Origin of the sequence: Pseudomonas lundensis (assembly GCF_001042985.1) — a bacterium.
GTDB classification, from domain to species: Bacteria; Pseudomonadota; Gammaproteobacteria; order Pseudomonadales; family Pseudomonadaceae; genus Aquipseudomonas; species Aquipseudomonas lundensis.
The window spans coordinates 62,808-87,025 of record NZ_JYKY01000016.1 but is presented as its reverse complement, the minus strand read 5'-3'; the positions used below and the strand labels follow the sequence as shown (position 1 = coordinate 87,025).

Below are 24,218 nucleotides of genomic sequence, written 5' to 3'. Positions count from 1 at the left end.
GCGCGCTTGCCTTTTGCAGCGGCCGATGATGATCCCCTCAACCTGATGTTGACTCGCGGGCAACGAATAGCCGTATCCGGGCCTAACGGTTGCGGCAAGTCGACCTTGTTGAAGGTGCTGGCGGGGCACTTGCCCTTGATTTCGGGGGTATGCACAAGGTTTGTACACACCGCTTACCTTGACCAGACTCTGTCATGCCTGTCGCCACAGCGTTCCAGCCTTGAACAGCTGCAATCCCTTAATCCTGCCATCCACCAAGGGGAGTTGCGCACATGGCTGGCGCAGCTTGGTCTGGGCGCACACCAAATCCACCTTCCATGTGCGCAACTCAGTGGGGGGGAGCGTTTAAAAGCAGCTATGGCATGTGTGTTTTACAGGGCTCAGCCCGTATCGCTGTTATTGCTCGATGAACCGACTAACCATCTGGATCTGGCTTCCATCCAGGCGCTGGAAGTCATGCTCAAGCACTACACGGGCACCTTGGTGATCGCCTCACATGACCACCACTTTATCCGTGCGTCAGAGGTCACTCACACGCTGAAGCGCATCGCTAACGGCTGGCAAATCGCACAGTCTTGATAACCCCTTCATCACCAAACCCGACCTTGCATTCAAAAATCGTCTGACTCTGATGGGGACAGACGGTTTTCTGCTGCCTGAAAGACAGAAGAATGGCTATTTTCTGTGGATTAAGCCCTGTGTATAACTGGGCCACAGCTCGGTGGGTAAGTAGGGTTCAAAACTGAAGATAACCTCGCCTGTGGATAAGGCACTGTAATATCCACAGGCTTAAGGCACTTATCCCCTCCCCTCATGGGCACATTACCACAGACTTTTGATTCTCTGTACAGTACGTAAAATAAGGCCTTCAAATATCTATCCACAGAAAAGTAGCTGCATAGAAATAAACATAAAAACAAAGCTTTAATAAATTTCTTCTTTATTTATTTTTCTATCTTGCCTTATCCACAGCTGGTTAAATTTTGTGCAAAGGGTTCTTTAAGAAGGGCGAAGTCCCTATACTTCGCGGTCTATCCAAAACTCCCTAGAAACAGGCACGAGGTGCGTGGTGAATTTCCCTTCCCGTTTTGCAGTGATCGTCATCGGCGGCGGTCACGCCGGAACCGAGGCTGCACTTGCTTCAGCGCGCATGGGCGTAAAAACCCTGTTGCTGACCCACAACGTGGAAACCCTCGGGCAAATGAGCTGCAATCCTGCAATCGGCGGGATCGGCAAAAGTCATCTGGTTAAAGAAATCGACGCCCTCGGCGGCGCGATGGCGACGGCTACCGATAAAGGCGGTATCCAGTTCCGCGTACTCAATGGCCGCAAAGGTCCTGCGGTGCGGGCAACACGTGCTCAGGCGGACCGCATCCTCTACAAAGCCGCAGTGCGTGAAATCCTCGAAAACCAGCCCAACCTGTGGATATTTCAACAGGCCGCTGATGATTTGATCGTTGAACAGGATCAGGTACGTGGCGTTGTGACCCAAATGGGTCTGCGTTTCATGGCCGATGCCGTGGTGTTGACCACCGGCACATTCCTGGGCGGACTTATCCACATCGGTATGCAGAACTATTCGGGCGGACGCGCGGGTGATCCGCCGTCTATCGCCTTGGCTCAACGCCTGCGTGAATTGCCTTTGCGGGTGGGACGCTTGAAAACCGGCACACCGCCGCGTATCGATGGCCGCTCTGTCGATTTTTCGGTCATGACCGAACAGCCTGGGGATACGCCGATTCCGGTGATGTCGTTCATGGGCAACAAGGAACAGCACCCGGCGCAGGTCAGTTGCTGGATTACCCATACCAACGCGCGGACTCACGAAATCATTGCCTCCAACCTTGATCGTTCACCGATGTATTCGGGGGTGATCGAAGGTATCGGGCCGCGTTATTGCCCCTCCATCGAAGACAAGATCCATCGCTTTGCCGACAAAGAAAGCCATCAGGTCTTCATCGAACCGGAAGGCTTGACCACCCACGAGCTGTACCCGAACGGGATTTCCACTTCCTTGCCGTTCGATGTGCAAATTCAGATCGTGCAATCGATTCGCGGTATGGAAAACGCCCACATCGTGCGTCCGGGTTATGCCATCGAGTACGACTATTTCGATCCGCGTGACCTGAAATACAGCCTTGAAACCAAGGTGATCGGCGGTTTGTTCTTCGCCGGTCAAATCAACGGTACTACCGGTTACGAAGAAGCCGGCGCCCAGGGTTTATTGGCGGGAACCAACGCCGCGTTGCTCGCACAAGGCAAAGAAAGCTGGTGTCCGCGTCGCGATGAAGCCTACATCGGCGTATTGGTCGATGACCTGATCACCTTGGGCACTCAGGAACCGTACCGGATGTTTACCTCCCGGGCGGAATACCGTTTGATCCTGCGTGAAGACAACGCCGACATGCGCTTGACTGAGAAAGGCCGTGAGTTAGGGCTGGTCGATGACGCTCGTTGGGCAGCTTTTTGCGACAAGCGCGAAAGCATTGAGCGCGAAGAACAGCGCTTGAAAAGCACTTGGGTTCGTCCAGGCACGGAACAAGGCGACGCCATTGCTGCCAAATTCGGTACGCCGCTTACCCACGAGTACAACTTGCTGAATTTGCTGACCCGTCCTGAGATCGACTACGCCGGTTTGGTTGAAGTGACTGGGCAGGGCGCTATTGACCCGCTGGTTGCTGAGCAAGTTGAAATCAAAACCAAATACGCGGGCTACATTGATCGCCAACAGGATGAAATAGCCCGGCTGCGGGCCAGTGAAAATACCAAATTGCCTGTGGATATCGATTACACGACCATCTCCGGTCTGTCGAAAGAGATCCAGAGCAAGCTGGGTGCCACACGCCCTGAGACACTGGGTCAGGCTTCGCGGATTCCTGGCGTCACCCCGGCTGCGATTTCCCTGTTGATGATTCACCTGAAAAAACGCGGCGCAGGCCGCACGTTGGAGCTAAACGCTTGAGTTCGCTGGTCACTGCACAACACGCCGAAGAGTTATCCACAGGTGCACGCCTGCTGGGCGTCAATTTGACCGAAACCCAGCATCAGCAACTGCTGGGTTATCTGGCCCTGTTGATCAAATGGAACAAGGCTTACAACCTCACGGCTGTGCGTAACCCTGACGAGATGGTGTCGCGCCATTTGCTCGACAGCCTGAGTGTGATGTCTTTCATCGAAAACGGCCGTTGGCTGGACGTCGGCAGCGGAGGCGGCATGCCCGGCATCCCTCTGGCGATTTTGTTCCCGGACTCCCAAGTCACGTGTCTGGACAGCAACGGCAAGAAAACCCGTTTTCTGACCCAAGTGAAACTTGAGCTTCAGCTGGGCAATCTTCAGGTTATCCACAGTCGAGTTGAAGAATATCAACCTGAGCTGCCGTTCAATGGCATTGTGTCCAGAGCTTTCAGCAGCATGGAGAACTTCACTCATTGGACTCGCCATCTGGGCGACAGCGAAACACGCTGGTTGGCCATGAAGGGCGTTCATCCTGCTGATGAGCTGGTAGCATTGCCCACTGATTTTCGTCTAGATAGCGAACACGCCTTGACCGTACCGGGTTGCCAAGGCCAACGCCATCTGCTGATACTGCGCCGCACGGCATGATTGGGAACGCACGCAAGAATGGCTAAGGTATTCGCAATAGCGAACCAAAAGGGTGGTGTGGGTAAGACCACCACCTGTATCAACCTCGCGGCATCGCTGGTCGCTACCAAGCGTCGGGTGTTGTTGATCGACCTTGATCCACAAGGCAACGCCACCATGGGTAGCGGTGTGGATAAGCATGGTCTTGAAAATTCGGTATACGACCTGTTGATCGGTGAGTGCGATTTGGCCCAGGCCATGCACTATTCCGAGCACGGTGGTTACCAGTTGCTGCCGGCCAACCGGGATCTCACGGCGGCGGAAGTCGTGCTGCTTGAGATGCAGATGAAAGAAAGCCGTCTGCGTACAGCGTTGGCACCGGTTCGAGAAAGTTACGATTACATCCTGATCGATTGCCCCCCGTCACTGTCGATGCTGACCTTGAACGCGCTGGTGGCTGCCGATGGGGTCATTATCCCCATGCAGTGCGAATACTTTGCGCTGGAAGGGTTGAGCGACCTTGTGGATAACATCAAGCGCATCGCAGAACTGCTGAACCCTAACCTGAAGGTCGAGGGCCTGCTGCGTACCATGTACGATCCGCGCCTGAGCCTCATGAACGATGTATCGGCCCAGCTCAAAGAGCATTTCGGCGGTCAGCTCTATGACACGGTGATCCCGCGCAACATTCGTTTGGCCGAGGCTCCGAGTTACGGAATGCCGGCGCTGGCGTATGACAAAAACTCCCGTGGCGCGATTGCTTACCTGGCCCTGGCGGGCGAGTTAGTTCGTCGTCAACGTCGTAGCTCCCGCCCTGTTCAGCCAACTTAAGGAAATCCCATGGCCGTCAAGAAACGAGGTCTAGGACGCGGACTGGATGCACTGCTCAGTGGTCCTACGGTCAGCTCGCTGGAAGAGCAAGCGGTCAAGGTTGATCAGAGTGAATTGCAGCATTTGCCACTGGACCTGATCCAGCGCGGTAAATATCAACCGCGCCGTGACATGGACCCGCAAGCCCTCGAAGAACTTGCCAACTCGATCAAATCCCAGGGCGTGATGCAGCCGATCGTGGTGCGCCCGATTGAAGGCAACCGCTTTGAAATCATTGCGGGCGAACGTCGCTGGCGTGCCAGCCAACAGGCGGGCAAAGAGACCATCCCGGCGATGGTGCGTGATGTACCGGACGAAACCGCCATCGCGATGGCATTGATCGAGAACATTCAGCGCGAAGATCTCAATCCGATCGAAGAAGCCATTGCCTTGCAGCGTTTGCAGCAAGAGTTTCAACTGACTCAACAACAAGTGGCTGATGCGGTGGGTAAGTCCCGCGTGTCTGTGGCTAACTTGTTGCGTTTGATTTCCCTGCCTGACGTGATTAAAACCATGCTGTCGCACGGTGACCTTGAAATGGGTCATGCCCGTGCGTTGCTCGGTTTGCCGGAAATTCAGCAGGTTGAAGGGGCGCGACACGTTGTCGCACGCGGACTGACCGTACGTCAGACCGAAGCGCTGGTGCGTCAGTGGTTGAGCGGCAAACAGGAGCCTGCCGAACCGGTTAAACCTGATCCGGACATTGCACGTCTGGAGCAGCGACTGGCTGAACGCCTAGGCTCTGCGGTGCAGATCCGCCACGGAAAGAAGGGAAAGGGCCAATTAGTAATTGGTTACAATTCTCTGGATGAGCTCCAGGGTGTGCTTGCACACATCCGCTGAAACAATTCCTCGTGTAGCGCGCAGTCGGAAATCACTACCTGACAGTTGAATAGGGAATTAAGCACCCCTATACTCTGCGCGCATTTTGTCGGCACAAATTATGCCAAGTTATTACTTTTGGCAGCCGACCTTTGAGGAGCAGATGTGATGGAAACACGCACGCCAAACCGCTTGCCGTTCCATCGCCTGGCGGTTTTTCCGGTTTTACTGGCTCAATTTGTCGTTTTATTGCTAGCTGCTCTGGGGCTCTGGCAATGGCATGGAGTTGTCGCCGGATATTCGGGACTCTGCGGAGGCCTGATTGCTTTGCTACCCAATGTGTATTTTGCTCACAGAGCTTTCCGGTTTTCCGGCGCTCGAGCAGCGCAAGCCATCGTGCGGTCGTTTTACGCCGGCGAGGCGGGCAAATTAATTTTGACGGCAGTGCTGTTCGCGCTGACGTTTGCAGGTGTGAAGCCATTGGCGCCGTTAGCAGTATTTGGCGTCTTCGTGCTGACCCAACTGGTCAGCTGGTTCGCTCCCCTGCTAATGAGAACAACACTTTCGAGACCTTAGGGCGTTTGAGGCAACCATGGCAGAAACAACCGCTTCGGGCTATATCCAGCACCACTTACAGAACCTGACCTTCGGGCAGCTACCTGATGGCGGCTGGGGCTTTGCTCACACCGTTGCAGAAGCTAAAGAAATGGGCTTTTGGGCATTCCACGTCGATACACTCGGCTGGTCGCTGTTTGTAGGCCTGATCTTTATCCTCGTTTTCCGCATGGCGGCCAAGAAGGCAACTTCCGGTCAACCAGGCGCACTGCAGAACTTCGTAGAAGTGCTGGTGGAATTCGTTGATGGCAGCGTCAAAGACAGTTTCCACGGCCGCAGCGCTGTAATTGCTCCGCTGGCGCTGACCATTTTCGTGTGGGTGTTCCTGATGAACGCCATCGACTTGATCCCGGTGGACTGGATTCCTCAGTTGGCCATCCTGATCACTGGCGATGAGCACTTCCCGTTCCGTGCCGTACCGACGACTGATCCGAACGCTACCCTGGGCATGGCCCTGTCGGTATTCGCGCTGATCATCTTCTACAGCATCAAGATCAAGGGCATCGGCGGCTTCATCGGCGAACTGACCCTGCACCCGTTTGGCAGCAAGAACATTTTTGTTCAGGCGCTGCTGATTCCGGTGAACTTCCTGCTCGAATTCGTGACGTTGATTGCCAAGCCAATCTCGCTGGCACTGCGTCTGTTCGGCAACATGTACGCTGGCGAGCTGGTGTTTATCCTGATCGCCGTAATGTTCGGCAGCGGCCTGCTTTGGCTTAGCGGTCTGGGCGTGGTGCTGCAATGGGCGTGGGCTGTATTCCACATCCTGATCATCACCTTGCAAGCGTTCATCTTCATGATGTTGACCATCGTTTACTTGTCGATGGCGCACGAAGAGAACCACTAAGGTCCGTTTCGGCGAGCCTGGTGCCCCTCTTGCTTCGGTGAGAGGGTGTCGCAAAATGATTTTGTTTTACCGCTTTAATCTAAAAACCTAAACCATACGACGTAAAAGTCGGGAGGAAAGATGGAAACTGTAGTTGGTCTAACCGCTATCGCTGTTGCACTGTTGATCGGCCTGGGCGCACTGGGTACTGCAATTGGTTTCGGCCTGTTGGGCGGCAAGTTCCTGGAAGGCGCTGCGCGTCAACCAGAAATGGTTCCAATGCTGCAAGTTAAAATGTTCATCGTTGCCGGTCTGCTCGACGCCGTAACCATGATCGGTGTTGGTATCGCACTGTTCTTCACCTTCGCTAATCCCTTCGTTGGTCAACTCGCTGGCTAATCACTCGAATTTTCGAGTTGATTAGAGTGATGGACAACGAACGAGCGAGGTGTTGGCGTGAACATTAATGCAACCCTGATTGGCCAGTCCGTTGCGTTCTTCATTTTTGTACTGTTTTGCATGAAGTTCGTGTGGCCTCCGGTCATCGCGGCATTGCAAGAACGTCAGAAGAAGATTGCGGCTGGACTGGACGCTGCTAACCGAGCAGCTCGCGACCTGGAGTTGGCCCAAGATAAAGCGGGTCAGCAACTGCGCGAAGCTAAGGCTCAAGCAGCTGAAATCATTGAGCAAGCCAAGAAACGCGGTACTCAGATCGTAGACGAAGCCCGTGAACAGGCTCGCGTTGAAGCTGACCGTGTGAAGGCTCAGGCTCAGGCCGAGATCGAACAGGAACTGAACAGCGTCAAAGACGCCCTGCGTACCCAATTGGGTGGCTTGGCTGTTGAAGGTGCTGAGAAGATCCTGGGTGCCACAATCGATCAAAACGCGCACGCGGAGCTGGTTAATAAACTGGCTGCTGAAATTTAAGCGAGGGCGATCATGGCAGAATTGACCACGTTGGCCCGACCTTACGCTAAGGCAGCCTTCGAGCACGCCCAGGCCCACCAGCAACTGGCCTCTTGGTCAGCCATGCTCGGCCTGGCTGCAGCAGTGTCGCAAGACGACACTATGCAGCGCGTGCTCAAGGCCCCGCGACTGACGAGCGCAGAAAAGGCCGCCACATTTATTGATGTGTGCGGCGACAAGTTCACTGTAGAAGCACAGAACTTCATCCATGTCGTTGCCGAAAACGACCGTCTCCCGCTGTTGCCGGAGATCGCCGCTCTGTTTGACCTGTACAAGGCCGAACAAGAGAAATCGGTAGACGTTGAAGTGACCAGTGCTTTTGCATTGAACCAAGAACAGCAAGACAAACTCGCCAAGGTTCTCAGTGCACGACTCGACCGGGAAGTGCGCCTGCAAGTTGCGGAGGATGCCAGCCTGATAGGTGGTGTCATCATCCGCGCCGGCGACCTGGTTATCGATGGCTCGGTTCGCGGGAAACTCGCAAACCTTGCCGAAGCATTGAAATCTTGAGTTTGAAGGGGCAGCAGAGCAATGCAGCAACTCAATCCTTCCGAAATAAGTGAAATTATCAAGGGCCGCATCGAAAAGCTCGATGTGACCTCTCAAGCCCGCAACGAAGGCACTGTCGTCAGCGTATCTGACGGCATTGTGCGGATTCACGGTCTGGCCGACGTAATGTACGGCGAAATGATCGAGTTTCCGGGCAGCGTCTTCGGCATGGCGCTTAACCTTGAGCAAGACTCTGTAGGTGCCGTAGTACTGGGCGCATACACGACTCTGGCTGAAGGCATGAGCGCCAAGTGCACCGGTCGCATCCTGGAAGTTCCGGTTGGTAAGGAACTGCTGGGTCGCGTTGTCGACGCACTGGGTAACCCAGTTGACGGCAAAGGTCCGCTGAACAACACCGAGACCGATGCGGTCGAGAAAGTTGCTCCAGGCGTGATCTGGCGTAAGTCGGTAGACCAGCCTGTACAGACTGGCTACAAGGCTGTCGATGCCATGATTCCTGTCGGCCGTGGCCAGCGTGAGCTGATCATCGGTGACCGTCAGATCGGTAAAACCGCTCTGGCGATCGACGCGATCATCAACCAGAAAGACAGCGGCATTTTCTGTGTATACGTAGCGATCGGTCAGAAGCAATCGACCATCGCCAACGTGGTTCGCAAGCTGGAAGAAAACGGCGCGCTGGCTAACACCATCGTCGTGGCTGCCAGTGCTTCCGAATCCGCAGCGCTGCAGTTCCTGGCACCGTACTCCGGTTGCACCATGGGCGAATACTTCCGCGACCGCGGTGAAGACGCACTGATCGTTTATGACGATCTGTCCAAGCAAGCAGTGGCTTACCGCCAGATTTCCCTGCTGCTGCGCCGTCCACCAGGCCGTGAAGCTTACCCAGGCGACGTGTTCTATCTCCACTCCCGTCTGCTGGAGCGCGCATCCCGCGTTTCGGAAGAATACGTAGAGAAGTTCACCAACGGCGCAGTGACCGGCAAAACCGGTTCCCTGACCGCACTGCCGATCATCGAAACACAAGCTGGCGACGTTTCCGCGTTCGTTCCGACCAACGTGATTTCCATCACTGACGGTCAGATCTTCCTGGAATCGGCCATGTTCAACTCGGGCATCCGTCCTGCAGTGAACGCCGGTGTTTCGGTATCCCGTGTGGGTGGTGCCGCTCAGACCAAGATCATCAAGAAGCTGTCCGGTGGTATCCGTACCGCTCTGGCTCAGTACCGTGAACTGGCGGCATTCGCCCAGTTCGCTTCTGACCTGGACGAAGCGACCCGTAAGCAACTTGAGCATGGTCAGCGCGTTACCGAGCTGATGAAGCAGAAGCAATATGCACCAATGTCGATCGCTGACATGGCGCTGTCGCTGTATGCCGCTGAGCGTGGGTTCCTGACTGACGTCGAAATCACCAAGGTCGGCAGCTTTGAACAAGCGCTGATTGCTTACTTCAACCGCGATCACGCCGATTTGATGGCGAAGATCAACGTGAAGGGTGACTTCAATGACGACATCGACGCTGGCATGAAAGCCGGTATCGAGAAGTTCAAGGCCACCCAAACCTGGTAAGCCGCAGCGGGAGCCGCAAGGCTCCCGCTTGCTAACCTGATAGGTGTTACATGGCAGGCGCAAAAGAGATTCGCAGTAAGATTGCGAGCATCAAAAGCACGCAAAAAATTACCAGCGCCATGGAAAAAGTGGCGGTCAGCAAAATGCGCAAGGCACAAATGCGCATGGCTGCTAGCCGTCCTTATGCGGAGCGCATCCGCCAGGTTATTGGGCATTTGGCCAACGCCAACCCGGAATACCGCCACCCTTTCATGATCGACCGCCCTGTTAAGCGTGTTGGTTATGTTGTAGTGAGCAGTGACCGTGGTTTGTGCGGTGGTTTGAATACCAACCTGTTCAAGGCTTTGGTCAAGGACATGGCGGTAAACCGCGAAAACGGCGCCGAGATTGATCTGTGCGTGGTCGGCAGCAAGGGTGCGGCTTTTTTCCGTAACTTCGGCGGTAACGTCGTCGCTGCCATCAGCCATCTGGGTGAAGAACCGTCGATCAATGATTTGATCGGCAGCGTTAAGGTGATGCTGGATGCTTACCTGGAAGGCCGTATTGATCGCCTGTCCGTGGTGTCCAACAAGTTCATCAACACCATGACGCAACAGCCGACTGTGGAGCAATTGATTCCACTGGTGGCGACCCCGGATCAAGAACTCAAGCACCACTGGGACTACCTCTACGAACCAGACGCCAAAGAGCTGCTTGACGGCTTGATGGTGCGTTACGTGGAATCGCAGGTATACCAGGCGGTGGTCGAGAACAGTGCAGCTGAACAAGCTGCGCGGATGATCGCAATGAAGAACGCCACTGACAACGCCGGTGATTTGATCAGCGATTTGCAGCTGATCTACAACAAGGCGCGTCAGGCTGCGATCACCCAAGAGATCTCGGAAATCGTCGGCGGCGCTGCCGCGGTTTAACGGTTCAAATATTCAGAGGATCCAGCTATGAGTAGCGGACGTATCGTTCAAATCATCGGCGCCGTGATCGACGTGGAATTTCCACGCGAAAACGTACCGAGCATCTACAACGCGCTGAAAGTACAAGGCGCGGAAACAACTCTGGAAGTTCAGCAACAGCTGGGCGACGGCGTTGTTCGTACCATTGCGATGGGTTCCACCGAAGGCTTGAAGCGCGGTCTGGACGTCATCGACACTGGCGCAGCCATCTCCGTACCGGTCGGTAAAGCGACTTTGGGCCGGATCATGGACGTACTGGGCAACCCGATCGACGAAGCTGGCCCGATTGACACCGAAGAGCGTTGGGGCATTCACCGTCCTGCACCGTCCTTCGCTGAACAAGCTGGCGGCAACGATCTGCTGGAAACAGGCATCAAGGTTATCGACCTGGTTTGCCCGTTTGCAAAAGGCGGTAAGGTGGGTCTGTTCGGTGGTGCCGGTGTAGGCAAAACCGTAAACATGATGGAACTGATCCGTAACATCGCCATGGAACACAGCGGTTACTCCGTGTTCGCTGGTGTGGGTGAGCGTACTCGTGAGGGTAACGACTTCTACCACGAGATGAAGGATTCCAGCGTACTGGACAAAGTGGCACTGGTTTACGGTCAGATGAACGAGCCGCCGGGTAACCGTCTGCGCGTAGCACTGACCGGCCTGACCATGGCCGAGAAGTTCCGTGACGAAGGTAACGACGTACTGTTGTTCGTTGACAACATCTACCGTTACACCCTGGCCGGTACTGAAGTATCCGCACTGCTGGGCCGTATGCCTTCCGCAGTAGGTTACCAGCCGACCCTGGCCGAAGAGATGGGTACTCTGCAAGAGCGTATCACTTCGACCAAAAGCGGCTCGATCACCTCCATCCAGGCGGTATACGTACCTGCGGATGACTTGACTGACCCGTCGCCTGCAACCACGTTTGCCCACTTGGACGCGACCGTTGTACTGTCCCGTGACATCGCCTCCCTGGGTATCTACCCGGCGGTTGATCCACTGGACTCGACTTCGCGCCAGCTGGATCCGAACGTCATCGGCCAGGAACACTACGACACCGCTCGTGGCGTTCAGTACGTATTGCAGCGTTACAAAGAACTGAAGGACATCATTGCGATCCTGGGTATGGACGAGCTGTCGGAAACCGACAAGCAGTTGGTATCCCGTGCTCGTAAGATCCAGCGTTTCTTGTCTCAGCCGTTCTTCGTGGCTGAAGTCTTCACTGGCGCTTCGGGTAAATACGTTTCCCTGAAAGACACCATTGCTGGCTTCAAAGGCATCCTCAACGGTGACTACGACCACCTGCCAGAACAAGCGTTCTACATGGTCGGCGGCATCGAAGAAGCGATCGAGAAAGCCAAGAAACTGTAATTCGGGCGCCCGGAAACGGGCGCTAATCAGGTTGAGGCAATCAGATGGCTAATATGACAGTCCATTGCGATATCGTCAGCGCGGAAGGAGAAATCTTTTCCGGTCTGGTTGAGATGGTGATTGCGCACGGCAGCCTGGGTGATCTTGGTATCGCTCTGGGTCACGCTCCGCTGATCACTGAACTCAAGCCAGGTCCGATCCGCCTGATCAAACAGGGTGGGGAAGCCGAGGTGTTTTACATCTCCGGTGGTTACCTCGAGGTTCAGCCGAACATGGTCAAGGTGCTTGCCGACACCGTGCAACGTGCTGCCGACCTGGATGAAGCCTCCGCTCAGGAAGCCGTCAAGGCTGCCGAGAAGGCCCTGAACGAAAAAGGCGCAGACTTCGATTACGGAGCTGCGGCTGCACGACTGGCCGAGGCCGCAGCTCAGCTGCGCACCGTCCAGCAGATCCGCAAGAAGTTCGGCGGCTAAGCTGCCTGCTTCATTGTGTGATTGATTAAAAAGGGTAGCCTCGGCTACCCTTTTTCTTTTTCCGCGAAATACTTTTGGTCGCATCCGCTGACCACCCAGGATTGGTAGCCAGTCATGTCTCTCGATATCGTAATTCTCGCCGCAGGTCAGGGCACCCGCATGCGTTCGGCCTTGCCCAAGGTTCTGCACCCGGTGGCCGGTAACTCCATGCTGGGTCATGTTATCCACAGCGCCCGCCAACTGAAGCCAAACGGGATTCATGTCGTTATCGGTCATGGGGCGGACAGGGTCCGCGAGCGCCTCGCCGCGGACGATTTGAACTTTGTGCTGCAAGACCAGCAATTGGGCACCGGTCACGCAGTGGCCCAAGCCCTACCCTTTTTGACGGCAGAGAATGTCCTGATCTTGTACGGCGACGTACCGTTGATTGAAGTCGACACGTTGCAGCGGTTGCTCAAGCACGTAACGCCGCAACAGTTGGGCTTGCTCACAGTCAACCTGGATGATCCGACCGGGTACGGCCGCATCGTGCGTGACGCAGCCGGCAAGGTGAGTGCGATTGTTGAGCACAAGGATGCAACTGAAGCCGAGCGCACCATTACTGAAGGCAATACTGGCATCCTCGCCGTTCCGGCCAGCCGTCTGGGTGACTGGATGAGCCGGTTGTCCAATAACAACGCGCAAGGTGAGTATTACCTGACTGACGTGATTGCCATGGCCGTGAACGATGGCTTGATCGTCGCCACGGAACAACCGCACGACGCGATGGAAGTGCAGGGCGCCAATGATCGTAAGCAGCTGGCGGAGCTGGAACGTCATTATCAACAACGTGAAGCGCGTCGTTTAATGGCGTTGGGGGTCACCTTGCGCGACCCGGCACGCTTCGATGTTCGAGGTGACGTAACCGTGGGACGTGATGTGCTCATCGACATCAACGTTATCCTCGAAGGTCGCGTGGTCATCGAAGACGATGTGGTCATTGGGCCGAATTGCGTGATCAAAGACAGCGTCTTGCGTAAAGGCGTCGTGGTCAAAGCCAACAGCCATCTCGATGGTGCGGTGATGGGCGAGGGCAGTGATGCCGGACCCTTTGCGCGCCTGCGTCCAGGCAGCCTGCTCGATGCCCGGGCCCATGTGGGTAACTTCGTCGAATTGAAAAACGCCCATCTGGGTGAAGACGCCAAATGTGGCCATCTGACCTACCTTGGGGATGCCGAGGTTGGCGCACGCACCAACATTGGTGCTGGCACCATTACGTGCAATTACGATGGCGCCAACAAGTGGAAAACCGTGCTGGGCGCTGATGTCTTTATTGGTTCCAATAACTCACTCGTAGCGCCTGTGGATATCTTAGACGGTGCAACCACGGCCGCCGGTTCGACCATCAATCAAAACGTACCGGCCGAACACCTTGCCGTTGGTCGGGCACGGCAGCGCAACATCGAAGGTTGGAAACGCCCGGTTAAGCAGCCAAAGGCGTGAAGCAGTGTTATCCACACGCTAAATGCGAACAATGTGGGTAATTTTCTATTGTTACAAATTGCTTAATAATCAATGAGTTATAAAAGCCCTTATCCTCTAGCTGTGGATAAGGGCTTTTTTTATTCATACCAATCGATTCTGAATCGCCTCTGATTATCAGGATTTGAAGAGTTATGCACAGCAAAAACCCCAAAAATTCCGTTGACGTCAAATTCGAGATCAGGTCTCATTGCTTTCGTTATCTTTCGAAACGAAACTTAAGGCGTTTATGTCAAAGCGCAATACTCCACAGCGTAGACACAACATCCTTGGCCTGCTCAATGAGCAAGGCGAAGTCAGTGTGGATGAGCTGGCTAAACGCTTCGAAACTTCAGAGGTTACGATTCGCAAGGATTTAGCCGCCCTCGAAAGTAATGGGCTGCTTTTGCGCCGTTACGGCGGGGCTATCACCCTGCCGCAAGAGTTAGTGATAGACCCGACGCAACCGGTGTCACTGTATAAGCAAGCCATTGCCCGGGCGGCCGTCAATCTGCTCAAAGAACATGCGCGCATCATCATTGACAGTGGCAGCACCACGGCTGCCATGATTCCTGAACTCGGGTTGCAGCCGGGCCTGGTGGTCATGACCAATTCACTTCATGTCGCGAATGCCTTGAGTGAACTGGAACACGAGCCGGTGTTGCTCATGACAGGTGGAACCTGGGACCCGCATTCGGAATCTTTTCAGGGCCAGGTGGCCGAACAGGTGCTGCGATCGTACGACTTTGATCAATTGTTCATTGGCGCTGACGGCATCGACTTGCAGCGCGGCACCACCACGTTTAACGAATTGTTGGGGCTGAGCCGGGTCATGGCAGACGTCGCGCGTGAAGTGATCGTGATGGTGGAGGCCGACAAGATCGGTCGCAAAATACCCAATCTGGAACTGCCCTGGAGCAGCGTCCATACCCTTATTACTGATGATCGCTTGCCTCAAGAAGCGCGCGAACAGATTCAGGCCCGAGGCATAACCTTGTTATGCGCGGCACTTAGTTAGGAGAACGTTATGTGTGGAATTGTTGGCGCAGTCGCTGAACGGAATATCACGGCCATTCTGCTCGAAGGCCTGAAGCGTCTTGAATACCGCGGGTATGACAGTGCCGGTGTCGCTGTTTTCACAAACAACGGCACGCTGGAGCGCATGCGTCGCAACGGCAAAGTGGCAGAGCTTGAACAGGCGCTGGCCGGCGAACCGTTGGTGGGGCGTCTAGGTATCGCTCACACTCGCTGGGCTACACACGGCGCTCCCTGCGAGCGCAATGCGCATCCGCACTTTTCGGGCTCCGATCTGGCAGTCGTGCACAACGGCATCATCGAAAACCATGAAGCCCTGCGCGAACAACTCAAGGGGCTGGGCTACGTATTCACCTCGGACACTGACACTGAAGTCATCGCACACCTGCTTAACCATAAGCTCACAGATAACAACGACCTGACGGCGGCCCTCAAAGCGACTGTCAAAGAGTTGCACGGGGCTTATGGTTTGGCCGTTATCAGTGCCAAACAACCGGACCGTCTGGTCGCTGCTCGCAGCGGCAGCCCACTGGTGATTGGCCTGGGTCTGGGGGAAAACTTCCTGGCCTCTGATCAACTGGCCCTGCGCCAGGTCACTGACCGGTTCATGTACCTGGAAGAAGGCGACATCGCTGAGATCCGCCGCGACAGCGTGCAGATCTGGGATGTGAACGGCCACAGCGTTCAGCGTGATACCGTGCAGTACAGCGACGGCGCCGAAGCAGCCGACAAAGGCGAGTTTCGTCACTACATGCTCAAGGAAATTCACGAGCAGCCTTCGGTCGTTCAACGCACGTTGGAAAACCGCTTGGGTCAAGACCACGTCTTGGTTCAGGCTTTTGGTCCACACGCGGCCGAACTGTTTGCCAAGGTCCGCAATGTTCAGATCGTCGCCTGTGGCACCAGCTACCACGCTGGCATGGTTGCGCGTTACTGGCTGGAGTCTTTGGCAGGCATTCCTTGCCAAGTCGAAGTGGCCAGTGAATTCCGTTATCGCAAAGTGGTGGTCCAGCCAGACACATTGTTCGTTTCCATCTCGCAATCGGGCGAGACCGCTGACACGTTGGCCGCTCTGCGCAACGCTAAAGAGCTGGGCTTCCTGGGCAGTCTGGCCATTTGTAACGTTGGCATCAGCTCGCTGGTACGTGAGTCTGATCTGACGCTGCTGACCCAGGCGGGTCGCGAAATTGGTGTGGCTTCCACCAAAGCCTTCACCACCCAACTGGTGGGGCTGTTGCTACTGACGCTGTCGTTGGGGCAAGTACGCGGGACGTTGGAGGAGGGGGTTGAAGCCCAACTGGTAGAAGAACTGCGTCGCTTGCCTGCCCGTCTTGGGGAAGCACTGGCGATGGATGCGACCGTCGAAAAAGTCGCGGAGTTGTTCGCTGACAAACATCACACCCTGTTCCTGGGTCGCGGTGCTCAGTTCCCGGTGGCGATGGAAGGTGCGCTCAAGCTGAAGGAAATTTCGTATATCCACGCAGAAGCCTACCCGGCCGGTGAGTTGAAACATGGACCGCTCGCGCTGGTGGATAACGACATGCCGGTGGTGACCGTCGCGCCGAATAACGAATTGCTGGAAAAGTTGAAATCCAACTTGCAAGAAGTGCGTGCACGCGGTGGCGAGTTGATTGTTTTCGCGGATGAACAAGCGGCCATGACCAATGGGGAAGGCACGCATGTGATTAACATGCCGCACATCCATGACGTACTGGCGCCCATCCTCTACACCATCCCGTTGCAATTGTTGTCGTACTACGTCGCTGTGCTCAAAGGGACGGACGTCGACCAGCCGCGTAACCTGGCGAAATCCGTCACTGTTGAATAAGTGCCCCGACGATAAAAGTCGTTGGTGTTAGACAATTAAAATTGTCGCAGGAGTCGGCAGGTCTGCCTTGCCGCCTCCTGCCTTTCCCAATGGGCCGCTCAGGCCCGTAAAGCGTGACCCCCGTTCTCCGGGGGATCCTCGCAACGGATAGACAAACACTCAGTGAACAACGCCATTAAAGGTGGAAGTCGCCCGCAGCCTCCGGCTGGTACAGCACTTTCCTGATCTCAATGCGGCGCGTGCGATCTGAAATTCGCCAGTTGATGGCGTCCCCCTCTTGATAACCCAGAATCGCGGCGCCGATGTCAGATGACACGGAATATTTGCCTGCGTTACTGTCCGCGTCTTCAGGGTAGACCAAGGCCACTTCCATCTCTTCGCCATCCAGCTGCAGCAAGGCCCTGGAGTTCATCGTGACGACATTGCTCGCCACCTGCTGCGGGTTGACGACAACCGCGCGCTCTAACTCATGTTCGAGTTCCACAACAACTGGGCCTTGTTCCAGCGCGATTAGACTCTCGAGCCTGGCCTTGTCGATTTCAGTGATGTAGATCCGGGTGGCGTCTTCAACGGCCCCTTCGCGCAATAACTGAAGATAACGTCCCGCCGTCATGGAGAACGATTTCAAGGTCGGCGTTTCGCTCTCGAGTTTAAAGCCGCTGCGCAGAAAGGCTTTCAGTGAACGCGCGTTGTGCGGATGTATCTTGGCGATGAGTTTCTTGGCCCGCATGTCGAGGAAGGCCATTTTCATGCCCTCGCGGATCGTGCGGGCGCCGAGGTTTCGGCCCCATTTTTCGCTGTCTCCAATGGCCAGAACGATCTCGCACTCAGAGCCGGTCTTGATTAATCGGACAAAGCCCACCGGGTCGTCATACCGGTCATAGGCCATAAAAAATCGGCCGCCCCGGTTGAACAGGTGGGTCAGGATCGGCAATTGAGTCCGGTCGATCGCGTGTTCGAGGGTGCGTGAGACGTCACGCGAATCGCTCAGGTAGCAGGTGACACGTTCATCTTCCAACCAATCCATCAACGTCAGCGCGTGCGCCCGAGTTACTTCAGGGCACAGCGAAATGAAAGGCTTGTTCATCTTCACCACACGTATTTGTAAAGGATGAAAGCCTGTCATGGGGATGACCATGCTGGTTCTTTCGGCAACCGGCTATGTTAAGACATATCGTGAGTAATGCCGAATCGATCTAAGAACGTGAGAAATCATGCCTCGGGTTGTGGGTGCTGCACGTCAGGAGACTTAACAGGGTGGAAAGCGGCCGCCTGTCCACGCGGCTATAAAAAACGCGTCAGCCGTTGATTAACCTCTGTTCAGGCTATGCAAACTCACTCCTTTTCGCGCAAGGTGGTGTGCGGCCATGAATCGGACAAGGAACATTCGTTTCAGCACTTGGCCATTGTTTTGTTCCTCTGCAGAGGCCTCTTCATGTTCAAGCGTTTATCCAGACCCGCGCGCATCAGTCTCTTTTGTCTTTCAACGCTGGCCGCCTCTGTCGCCAGTGCCGCCGACACCCCTTATCCGGATGCGGCTGCCAGCGATCCTGCAAAAATGGGCTGGATGGTCGGTGCTCCGCCACCGCCTGACCGTATCATTCGCTTCGCCGATGGCAGTTATTTCAAGTTTCCGGCCATGCGCTGGAGCGTGTCCAACTTCCGCCAATTGATGCCGACCACTAACGTATCCCGTGGTTTGGGCGCTCCAGTACCGTTAGCACGTGCGTTGCGCACCGACATCGATCAACTGACGTTTATACCGACCGGCAGCACAGAACCCATGACCTGGGAACAATCACTGGCGGCCAACTACACCGACGGCATTGTCGTGTTGCATCGCGGCAAGGTCGTGTACGAACGGTATTTTGGTGTGTTGAACCCTGAAGGTGAGCACGCCGCCATGTCGGTGACCAAATCGGTGGTCGGGACAATGGGAGCGATGTTGGTGGCGGATGGCACATTGGATGCCAATAAAAAAATTGTTGATTACGTGCCTGAACTGGCCAACTCAGCGTTTGCCACGGCCACGCTGCGTCAGGTACTCGACATGACCACCGCGCTTAAATTCAGTGAAGACTACGCCGACCCCAAGGCGGAAGTCTGGCAGCACGCAATGGCCGGTAACCCGCTGCCCAAGCCGGCAGGCTACACCGGACCACAAACCTACATGGAATACCTGCAAACGGTTCAACCTCTGGGCGAACATGGCAAAGCCTTTGGGTACAAGACCGTGAACTCGGATGTCTTGGGTTGGGTTATTGCCCGGGTAACGGGGCGCAATGTGGCGCAGTTGCTGTCGGAGAAAATCTGGCAACGTCTGGGGGCCGAGCAAGATGCCTACTTTACGGTGGACTCCATCGGTACACCGTTTGCCGGTGGCGGCTTCAATGCCGGGCTGCGAGACATGGCGAGGTTCGGCGAGTTAATGCGCAACGACGGCCAATACTTGGGGCAACAAATTGTTCCCAAAGCGGTGGTGGAAGATATTCGGGCGGGTGGGGATAAAGCAGCCTTTGCCAAGGCTGGCTACCACCAACTTAAAGGTGGCAGCTACCGCAACATGTGGTGGGTGACGCATAACGCCGACGGTGCCTACATGGCTCGCGGCGTATATGGGCAGCGCATCTACATCGACCCTAAAGCCGAGATGGTGATTGTGCGTTTCGCCTCAAACCCCATTGCCAGTAATTCGGCCAATGACCCGGTGACCATTCCTGCGTTTGAAGCGTTGGCCAAACAGTTAATCGCTCACCCCTGATACTGCAAGGCGTGACTATCCGGTTTGCGCTTCGTTTTGAATGATTCAACGTCTGGGGCGGTGAAACTTAAAAAAGGTTTCATCCGCTCTAGATCAAACCTTCTGGCCCGTGAGCCTGACAGTTTCAGTTAATCGACTACCCTTATTTTTTGACGTCTGAAATGAGGGAGGACTACTGATGCTTGCGCAACTGCCACCAGCTTTACAGAATCTCAAAATTCCACTTCGCCTGAAGCTATGGGATGGTCTCGAATTCGACTTGGGCCCAACGCCCAGTGTCACGATCGTGGTCAAGGATCCAACCATCGTTTCAGAAATCACCCACCCCACGCTCGACTTACTAGGCAGCGCTTTTGTAGAAGGGCGCCTGGAGCTGGCTGAAGGTTCTATCAGTGAAGTTATTCGGGTGTGCGATGAGCTCAGCCAGGCGCTATTGGTTGAGGACGATGACGCCACGCCCCCGCGCCAGTATCACGACAAGGCGACAGATGCCGAGTCGATTTCCTACCATTACGATGTGTCCAACGCGTTTTATCAGCTCTGGCTGGATCGCGACATGGTTTACTCCTGTGGGTATTTCGAGACGGGCGAAGAAAGTCTGGAGGAGGCGCAACAGGCAAAATTTCGTCACCTGTGCCGTAAGTTGCGACTTAAGCCGGGCGAATACCTGCTGGACGTTGGATGTGGTTGGGGCGGGCTTGCGCGCTTCGCTGCTCGGGAGTTCGGGGTCAAAGTGTTCGGTATTACCTTGAGCAAGGAACAACTTGCCTTGGCTAAAGAGCGCGTTAAGGCGGAAGGCCTGCAAGATAAGGTCGACCTGCAACTGTTGGATTATCGGGATCTGCCTCAGGACGGACGTTTCGACAAGATTGTGAGCGTGGGCATGTTTGAACACGTCGGGCACGCCAACCTGCGAGAGTACTGCCAGATTTTGTTTAATGCCGTGCGTGAAGGCGGCTTGGTGATGAACCACGGTATTACCGCCAAGCACACTGACGGTCGTCAGGTGGGACGCGGGGCGGGCGAGTTCATTGAGCGCTATGTGTTTCCCAACGGGGAGTTGCCGCACCTGTCGATGATTAGTGCCCAGATCAGTGAAGCCGGGCTGGAAGTGGTCGACGTCGAAAGTTTACGCCTGCATTACGCGCGTACGCTGGAGCATTGGAGTCAGCGCCTGGAGCAAAACCTTGATGCCGCGGCCAACGAAGTCCCCGAACAGATTTTGCGTATTTGGCGGCTTTATCTGGCAGGTTGCGCTTATGCCTTTACCCGTGGCTGGATAAACATTCATCAGATTCTGGCCACCAAACCCCATGCGGATGGCTCAATTGAATTACCCCCAACACGTGCGGATATCTATCGCTGAGCGATGCCTGGCCCTGAGATTTGATGAAAACCGTGCCACTGAGTGACACGGTTTTTTTTTATAGAACGGGCGAAACCAGGCGCGCAATGCGCATCCCCAGTTGCTGTACATGGTGGGTGCTTTTGATGTCGTCTTCGGTGATTTCCCGAGCCAATGCAAAGTCGTCATGCAGCATGTGTTCAACTTCTCGGGCAAAGGATTCATCAACCGTCAGTAACATCACTTCAAAGTTAAGACGGAACGAACGGTTATCCATATTGGCGCTGCCGATGGCGCTGATTTCGTTGTCGACCAACACGACCTTTTGATGCACGAACCCTGGCTGATAACGGAATATTTTTACCCCGGCCCGGACCGCTTCGAAGGCATACAGACTTGAAGCGGCGTACACAATTTTGTGATCCGGGCGCGAGGGAATCAGAATCCGTACATCTACCCCGCGCAACACGGCGAGTCTAAGAGCCGAAAATACAGCCTCGTCGGGTACGAAGTAGGGCGTCGTAATCCATACGCGTTCGTTAGCAGCATGGATGGCTTCGACGAAAAACAACGAGCAGGTTTCGTATGAGTCGGCAGGGCCACTGGCCAAAAACTGACACAGCACGCCACCCTCCGGGTAGGTCTGGGGCAAGATGAGGGGTGGCAATTTACGGGCCGCCCAGAACCAGTCTTCAGCAAATGACTCTTGCAAGCAGGCCACCACGGGGCCACTCACTTCGACGTGGGTATCGCGCCATGGGGACAAGGGAGGCTTGCTGCCCAAGTATTCATCCCCGATGTTATGCCCGCCGACGAACCCTTTAACCCCATCGACCACGACGACTTTACGGTGGTTGCGAAAGTTGACCTGGAAGCGACTGATCCAGCCCCCGCGTGTCGCGAAAGCCTTTGCCTGAACACCGCCAGCTCCCAGGGTTTCAGCATAACTCCCGGGCAAGGAGTGGCTGCCGATGCTGTCGTACAGCAAATACACTTGTACGCCTTGGGCGGATTTTTCCAGCAACAAGGCATGCAGCTTCTTACCCAGGTCATCGTCATGGACGATAAAAAACTGAACGAGCACCACTTCTTTGGCAGCTCGAATGGCGGCAAAAATGGCATCGAATGTGGCGGTTCCATTGATGAGTAACCGAACCTGATTGTTGGCCAGGCAAGGCATGCGGCCTAACTTCGGCATTGCGCGCAGCGAGGTATACGCTTTTGAATTACGGGCTGCCAGTGCCTCTTCTACCCAAGGTCTCCAGTCCAGATTGGCAATGGCCTCACGCATTTCCTGGTTGGCCTGTCGACGCGCCTTGATGTAATCGTCGAACGTACTGCGCCCAAAAATCAAATAAGGAATCAGGGTGAAGTAGGGGATGAAGAACAACGACATGGCCCAGGCAATTGCACCTTGAGCGGTTCTCACGGTTAATACCGCATGAACCGCGGCAATCAAACCCAGGCTGTGGATCAATAAAATCAGATAACCGAAAACGTGCGGGCCGAGATAATCCATGCGTATCCTTGCTCCTCAATGTTTGACGCCAAGTACGTAAAAGACCACGTTCTGGTATGAATGTCCCTAATTGTTTGCTGATGCAACACCCGCTGTTTTGTGACGTCTAACGCTGACTTATTAATAGGAGCTGCTTGATGAATGTTCGTTTGCTTGGGCTTGTCATGGCCTTTGGTTTATCGATCCCTGTGGCTCAAGCCCAAATGTTGCAACCCGGTCTGTGGGAGCTGACGTCGAGCAATATGCAGGTGGACGGTAATCAACTCCCCGATTTTCAAATGATGATGGGTCAACTCAAAACCATGCTGACCCCTGAGCAATTGGCTCAACTGGAGAAGCAAGGCATCAACATGGGTGGTAAAGGTGTTCGGGTATGCCTGACCCCTGAACAGGTGAAATCCGATTCCATCCCCCTGACTGATCCCCAGTCGGGATGTCAGCAGCAGATCACTGAGCGTAGTGGAAATCAGTGGAAGTTTCGCTTTAGTTGTCCAAAAGCTCAGGGGGCAGGTGTGGCGACATTTGCCAGTGATCGTGAATTCACGACCCATGTCACGGGCACCTTCAATGCCACAGGCCTTAAGCAAACGGGGAGCCTGGATTCCCAGGCTGTCTGGTTGGGTGCTGATTGTGGAACCGTAAAACCTCGCGCCTAAAGCGATATGCCGCGCGCTGCACCGTCAGCGCGCGGCTAACACTGCAATGCTTACCTACGCCAATTCCAACGACTCTTCGCTACAGCATCATGGCTGTGCAAACTCTCTGCATGCACCACCTTCAGATTGAATCCTTTCACCGCTGAAGTGGACTTCAGTGCCACATGCAACCGTCGCACTGCATCCTCGCAAAACATCAAATTCTGTCCATTGGCTAACGCGAAGGCTTGCTCGTCCTCGCGTTTCACAGCGGTTTGTACGGCGGTGCCCAGTGCCTTTTCGGCCTTATCAATGACGTGCTCAATAGGGAAATTGTCTCCGTCTTCGCGGATGTGCAATTGCAAGTGAGCTGTACTTCTCTGGCTATGGGGGGTCGCTACAATCCCTCGCGTACTGCCGAGCCACGCTAAAACCTCGGCGTGCTGAAGTGTTTTATTTGCGTAGTCATCGACAAATTTCTGCTGGATGAGTTGTCGTGCCAAGGCTGCTGAGCAGGGGCACGTTGATGAATATTCCACTTCAACATTTAGTTCCACGTGGAACATTCCGTTTTCCAGGGATGCTTTTATCTCCACGGGATAACTCTTCCAACCACTCAATGGGCTGATCAATGCCGGCCGCTTCAAGAGCATTTGAGTGTTGAGATTCAGGTAGGCGCATGTGGACAAGTCGTCATGCGAGTCTAAAAAACGCTGCAAAATTTTCTTCAAAAGTGCGGGGTTCACGGCCTGCGAATCTAAAACTTCGAGCGCTAAAAATAAGCGTGACATGTGAATTCCGCGCGCTTCGCCATCATCGAGGCTGACCCCCGCTTCGGCTGTCGCTGCTAAGCGTTGCCCATTAATGACAACCGGCAGCGCAATGCCGCACATGCCGACCCAATCCAAGGGAATGTCGTGAAGCGCAGTTTGTGAGGCAATGTCAGGCAGGGTGAGAGAGGTCATGTGTGTTTTCCATTACGGGAACGCATTTGTGTTACACAGTAACAATTATAGCCTTGTATTGTTATAGTGTATCAATTGCGTCGCT

General features: G+C 54.9%; 23 protein-coding genes. 20 read left to right on the top strand and 3 right to left on the bottom strand.

The window, feature by feature from the left end; genetic code table 11:
• Positions 1-6 precede the first annotated feature (6 nt).
• The 17 genes from TU74_RS24685 (at position 7) to glmS (ending at position 16,908) form a co-directional block, all read left to right on the top strand.
• Positions 7-579 carry an ATP-binding cassette domain-containing protein gene (locus tag TU74_RS24685; RefSeq protein ID WP_241485567.1) on the top strand — a complete coding sequence of 191 codons (573 nt, stop codon included), beginning with the start codon at positions 7-9 and terminating at the stop codon, positions 577-579.
• Between the two features lie 490 nt (positions 580-1,069).
• The gene (gene mnmG / locus TU74_RS14230) at positions 1,070-2,962 is read left to right on the top strand and encodes a tRNA uridine-5-carboxymethylaminomethyl(34) synthesis enzyme MnmG (protein ID WP_047279736.1); all 1,893 of its coding nucleotides are present in this window, start codon (positions 1,070-1,072) and stop codon (positions 2,960-2,962) included.
• Positions 2,959-3,603, top strand: coding sequence for a 16S rRNA (guanine(527)-N(7))-methyltransferase RsmG (gene rsmG, locus TU74_RS14225; RefSeq protein WP_047279727.1), 645 nt, complete (start codon positions 2,959-2,961; stop codon positions 3,601-3,603). The genes mnmG and rsmG overlap by 4 nt, the downstream gene beginning before the upstream one ends.
• An 18-nt stretch (positions 3,604-3,621) precedes the next feature.
• Entirely contained in the window at positions 3,622-4,413 is a 792-nt protein-coding gene (locus tag TU74_RS14220; protein ID WP_047278999.1) for a ParA family protein, read from the top strand.
• Positions 4,414-4,422: 9 nt separating this feature from the next.
• Positions 4,423-5,295 carry a ParB/RepB/Spo0J family partition protein gene (locus tag TU74_RS14215; RefSeq protein WP_047296568.1) on the top strand — a complete coding sequence of 291 codons (873 nt, stop codon included), beginning with the start codon at positions 4,423-4,425 and terminating at the stop codon, positions 5,293-5,295.
• A gap of 147 nt (positions 5,296-5,442) precedes the next feature.
• The gene (locus tag TU74_RS14210; protein WP_003437994.1) at positions 5,443-5,850 is read left to right on the top strand and encodes a F0F1 ATP synthase subunit I; all 408 of its coding nucleotides are present in this window, start codon (positions 5,443-5,445) and stop codon (positions 5,848-5,850) included.
• 16 nt (positions 5,851-5,866) lie between these two features.
• A complete protein-coding gene (gene atpB / locus TU74_RS14205) occupies positions 5,867-6,736 on the top strand; it encodes a F0F1 ATP synthase subunit A (RefSeq protein WP_047279004.1) in 870 nt (289 codons plus the stop codon).
• A gap of 120 nt (positions 6,737-6,856) precedes the next feature.
• Positions 6,857-7,114 (top strand): F0F1 ATP synthase subunit C, encoded by a 258-nt coding sequence (gene atpE, locus TU74_RS14200; protein WP_002555987.1) that lies wholly within the window; start codon positions 6,857-6,859, stop codon positions 7,112-7,114.
• A 57-nt stretch (positions 7,115-7,171) separates the two neighbouring features.
• A complete protein-coding gene (locus TU74_RS14195; protein ID WP_047279006.1) occupies positions 7,172-7,642 on the top strand; it encodes a F0F1 ATP synthase subunit B in 471 nt (156 codons plus the stop codon).
• Between the two features lie 12 nt (positions 7,643-7,654).
• Positions 7,655-8,191: a F0F1 ATP synthase subunit delta gene (locus tag TU74_RS14190; protein ID WP_047279008.1), complete on the top strand. Its 537-nt coding sequence runs from the start codon at positions 7,655-7,657 to the stop codon at positions 8,189-8,191.
• 21 nt (positions 8,192-8,212) lie between these two features.
• Positions 8,213-9,757, top strand: coding sequence for a F0F1 ATP synthase subunit alpha (gene atpA / locus TU74_RS14185; RefSeq protein WP_047279010.1), 1,545 nt, complete (start codon positions 8,213-8,215; stop codon positions 9,755-9,757).
• Positions 9,758-9,807: 50 nt separating this feature from the next.
• Positions 9,808-10,668: a F0F1 ATP synthase subunit gamma gene (gene atpG / locus TU74_RS14180; RefSeq protein ID WP_019409117.1), complete on the top strand. Its 861-nt coding sequence runs from the start codon at positions 9,808-9,810 to the stop codon at positions 10,666-10,668.
• A gap of 27 nt (positions 10,669-10,695) precedes the next feature.
• Positions 10,696-12,072 carry a F0F1 ATP synthase subunit beta gene (atpD, locus tag TU74_RS14175; RefSeq protein ID WP_047279012.1) on the top strand — a complete coding sequence of 459 codons (1,377 nt, stop codon included), beginning with the start codon at positions 10,696-10,698 and terminating at the stop codon, positions 12,070-12,072.
• A gap of 53 nt (positions 12,073-12,125) precedes the next feature.
• Entirely contained in the window at positions 12,126-12,545 is a 420-nt protein-coding gene (locus TU74_RS14170) for a F0F1 ATP synthase subunit epsilon (protein WP_371264276.1), read from the top strand.
• Positions 12,546-12,659: 114 nt separating this feature from the next.
• Positions 12,660-14,027: a bifunctional UDP-N-acetylglucosamine diphosphorylase/glucosamine-1-phosphate N-acetyltransferase GlmU gene (glmU, locus tag TU74_RS14165; RefSeq protein WP_048376894.1), complete on the top strand. Its 1,368-nt coding sequence runs from the start codon at positions 12,660-12,662 to the stop codon at positions 14,025-14,027.
• A 268-nt stretch (positions 14,028-14,295) separates the two neighbouring features.
• Positions 14,296-15,063: a DeoR/GlpR family DNA-binding transcription regulator gene (locus TU74_RS14160; protein WP_047296564.1), complete on the top strand. Its 768-nt coding sequence runs from the start codon at positions 14,296-14,298 to the stop codon at positions 15,061-15,063.
• Between the two features lie 9 nt (positions 15,064-15,072).
• Positions 15,073-16,908, top strand: a complete 1,836-nt coding sequence (glmS, locus tag TU74_RS14155) for a glutamine--fructose-6-phosphate transaminase (isomerizing) (protein WP_048376893.1) — start codon at positions 15,073-15,075, stop codon at positions 16,906-16,908.
• A gap of 175 nt (positions 16,909-17,083) precedes the next feature.
• Here glmS and TU74_RS14150 read toward each other — a convergent pair whose 3' ends face one another.
• Complete coding sequence (locus TU74_RS14150) at positions 17,084-18,046, bottom strand: bifunctional GNAT family N-acetyltransferase/nucleoside diphosphate kinase regulator (protein WP_048376892.1); 963 nt, start codon at positions 18,044-18,046, stop codon at positions 17,084-17,086.
• A gap of 297 nt (positions 18,047-18,343) precedes the next feature.
• Here TU74_RS14150 and TU74_RS14145 point away from each other — a divergent pair, with 297 nt between their 5' ends.
• Both TU74_RS14145 and cfaB read left to right on the top strand, forming a co-directional pair.
• Entirely contained in the window at positions 18,344-19,669 is a 1,326-nt protein-coding gene (locus TU74_RS14145; RefSeq protein ID WP_048376899.1) for a serine hydrolase domain-containing protein, read from the top strand.
• A gap of 178 nt (positions 19,670-19,847) precedes the next feature.
• On the top strand, positions 19,848-21,035 hold the full coding sequence (gene cfaB / locus TU74_RS14140) for a C17 cyclopropane fatty acid synthase CfaB (protein ID WP_048376891.1): 1,188 nt from the start codon (positions 19,848-19,850) through the stop codon (positions 21,033-21,035).
• Between the two features lie 58 nt (positions 21,036-21,093).
• Here the strand turns inward: cfaB and cls are convergent, their stop codons facing one another.
• The gene (gene cls, locus TU74_RS14135; protein ID WP_048376890.1) at positions 21,094-22,533 is read right to left on the bottom strand and encodes a cardiolipin synthase; all 1,440 of its coding nucleotides are present in this window, start codon (positions 22,531-22,533) and stop codon (positions 21,094-21,096) included.
• A 137-nt stretch (positions 22,534-22,670) separates the two neighbouring features.
• On the opposite strand from cls, the gene TU74_RS14130 reads away from it, so the two are divergent.
• Complete coding sequence (locus tag TU74_RS14130; RefSeq protein ID WP_047279719.1) at positions 22,671-23,189, top strand: DUF3617 domain-containing protein; 519 nt, start codon at positions 22,671-22,673, stop codon at positions 23,187-23,189.
• Positions 23,190-23,239: 50 nt separating this feature from the next.
• On the opposite strand, the gene folE2 is transcribed toward TU74_RS14130, so the two are convergent.
• Positions 23,240-24,133 (bottom strand): GTP cyclohydrolase FolE2, encoded by an 894-nt coding sequence (gene folE2 / locus TU74_RS14125; RefSeq protein WP_048376889.1) that lies wholly within the window; start codon positions 24,131-24,133, stop codon positions 23,240-23,242.
• Between the last annotated feature and the right edge of the window lie 85 nt (positions 24,134-24,218).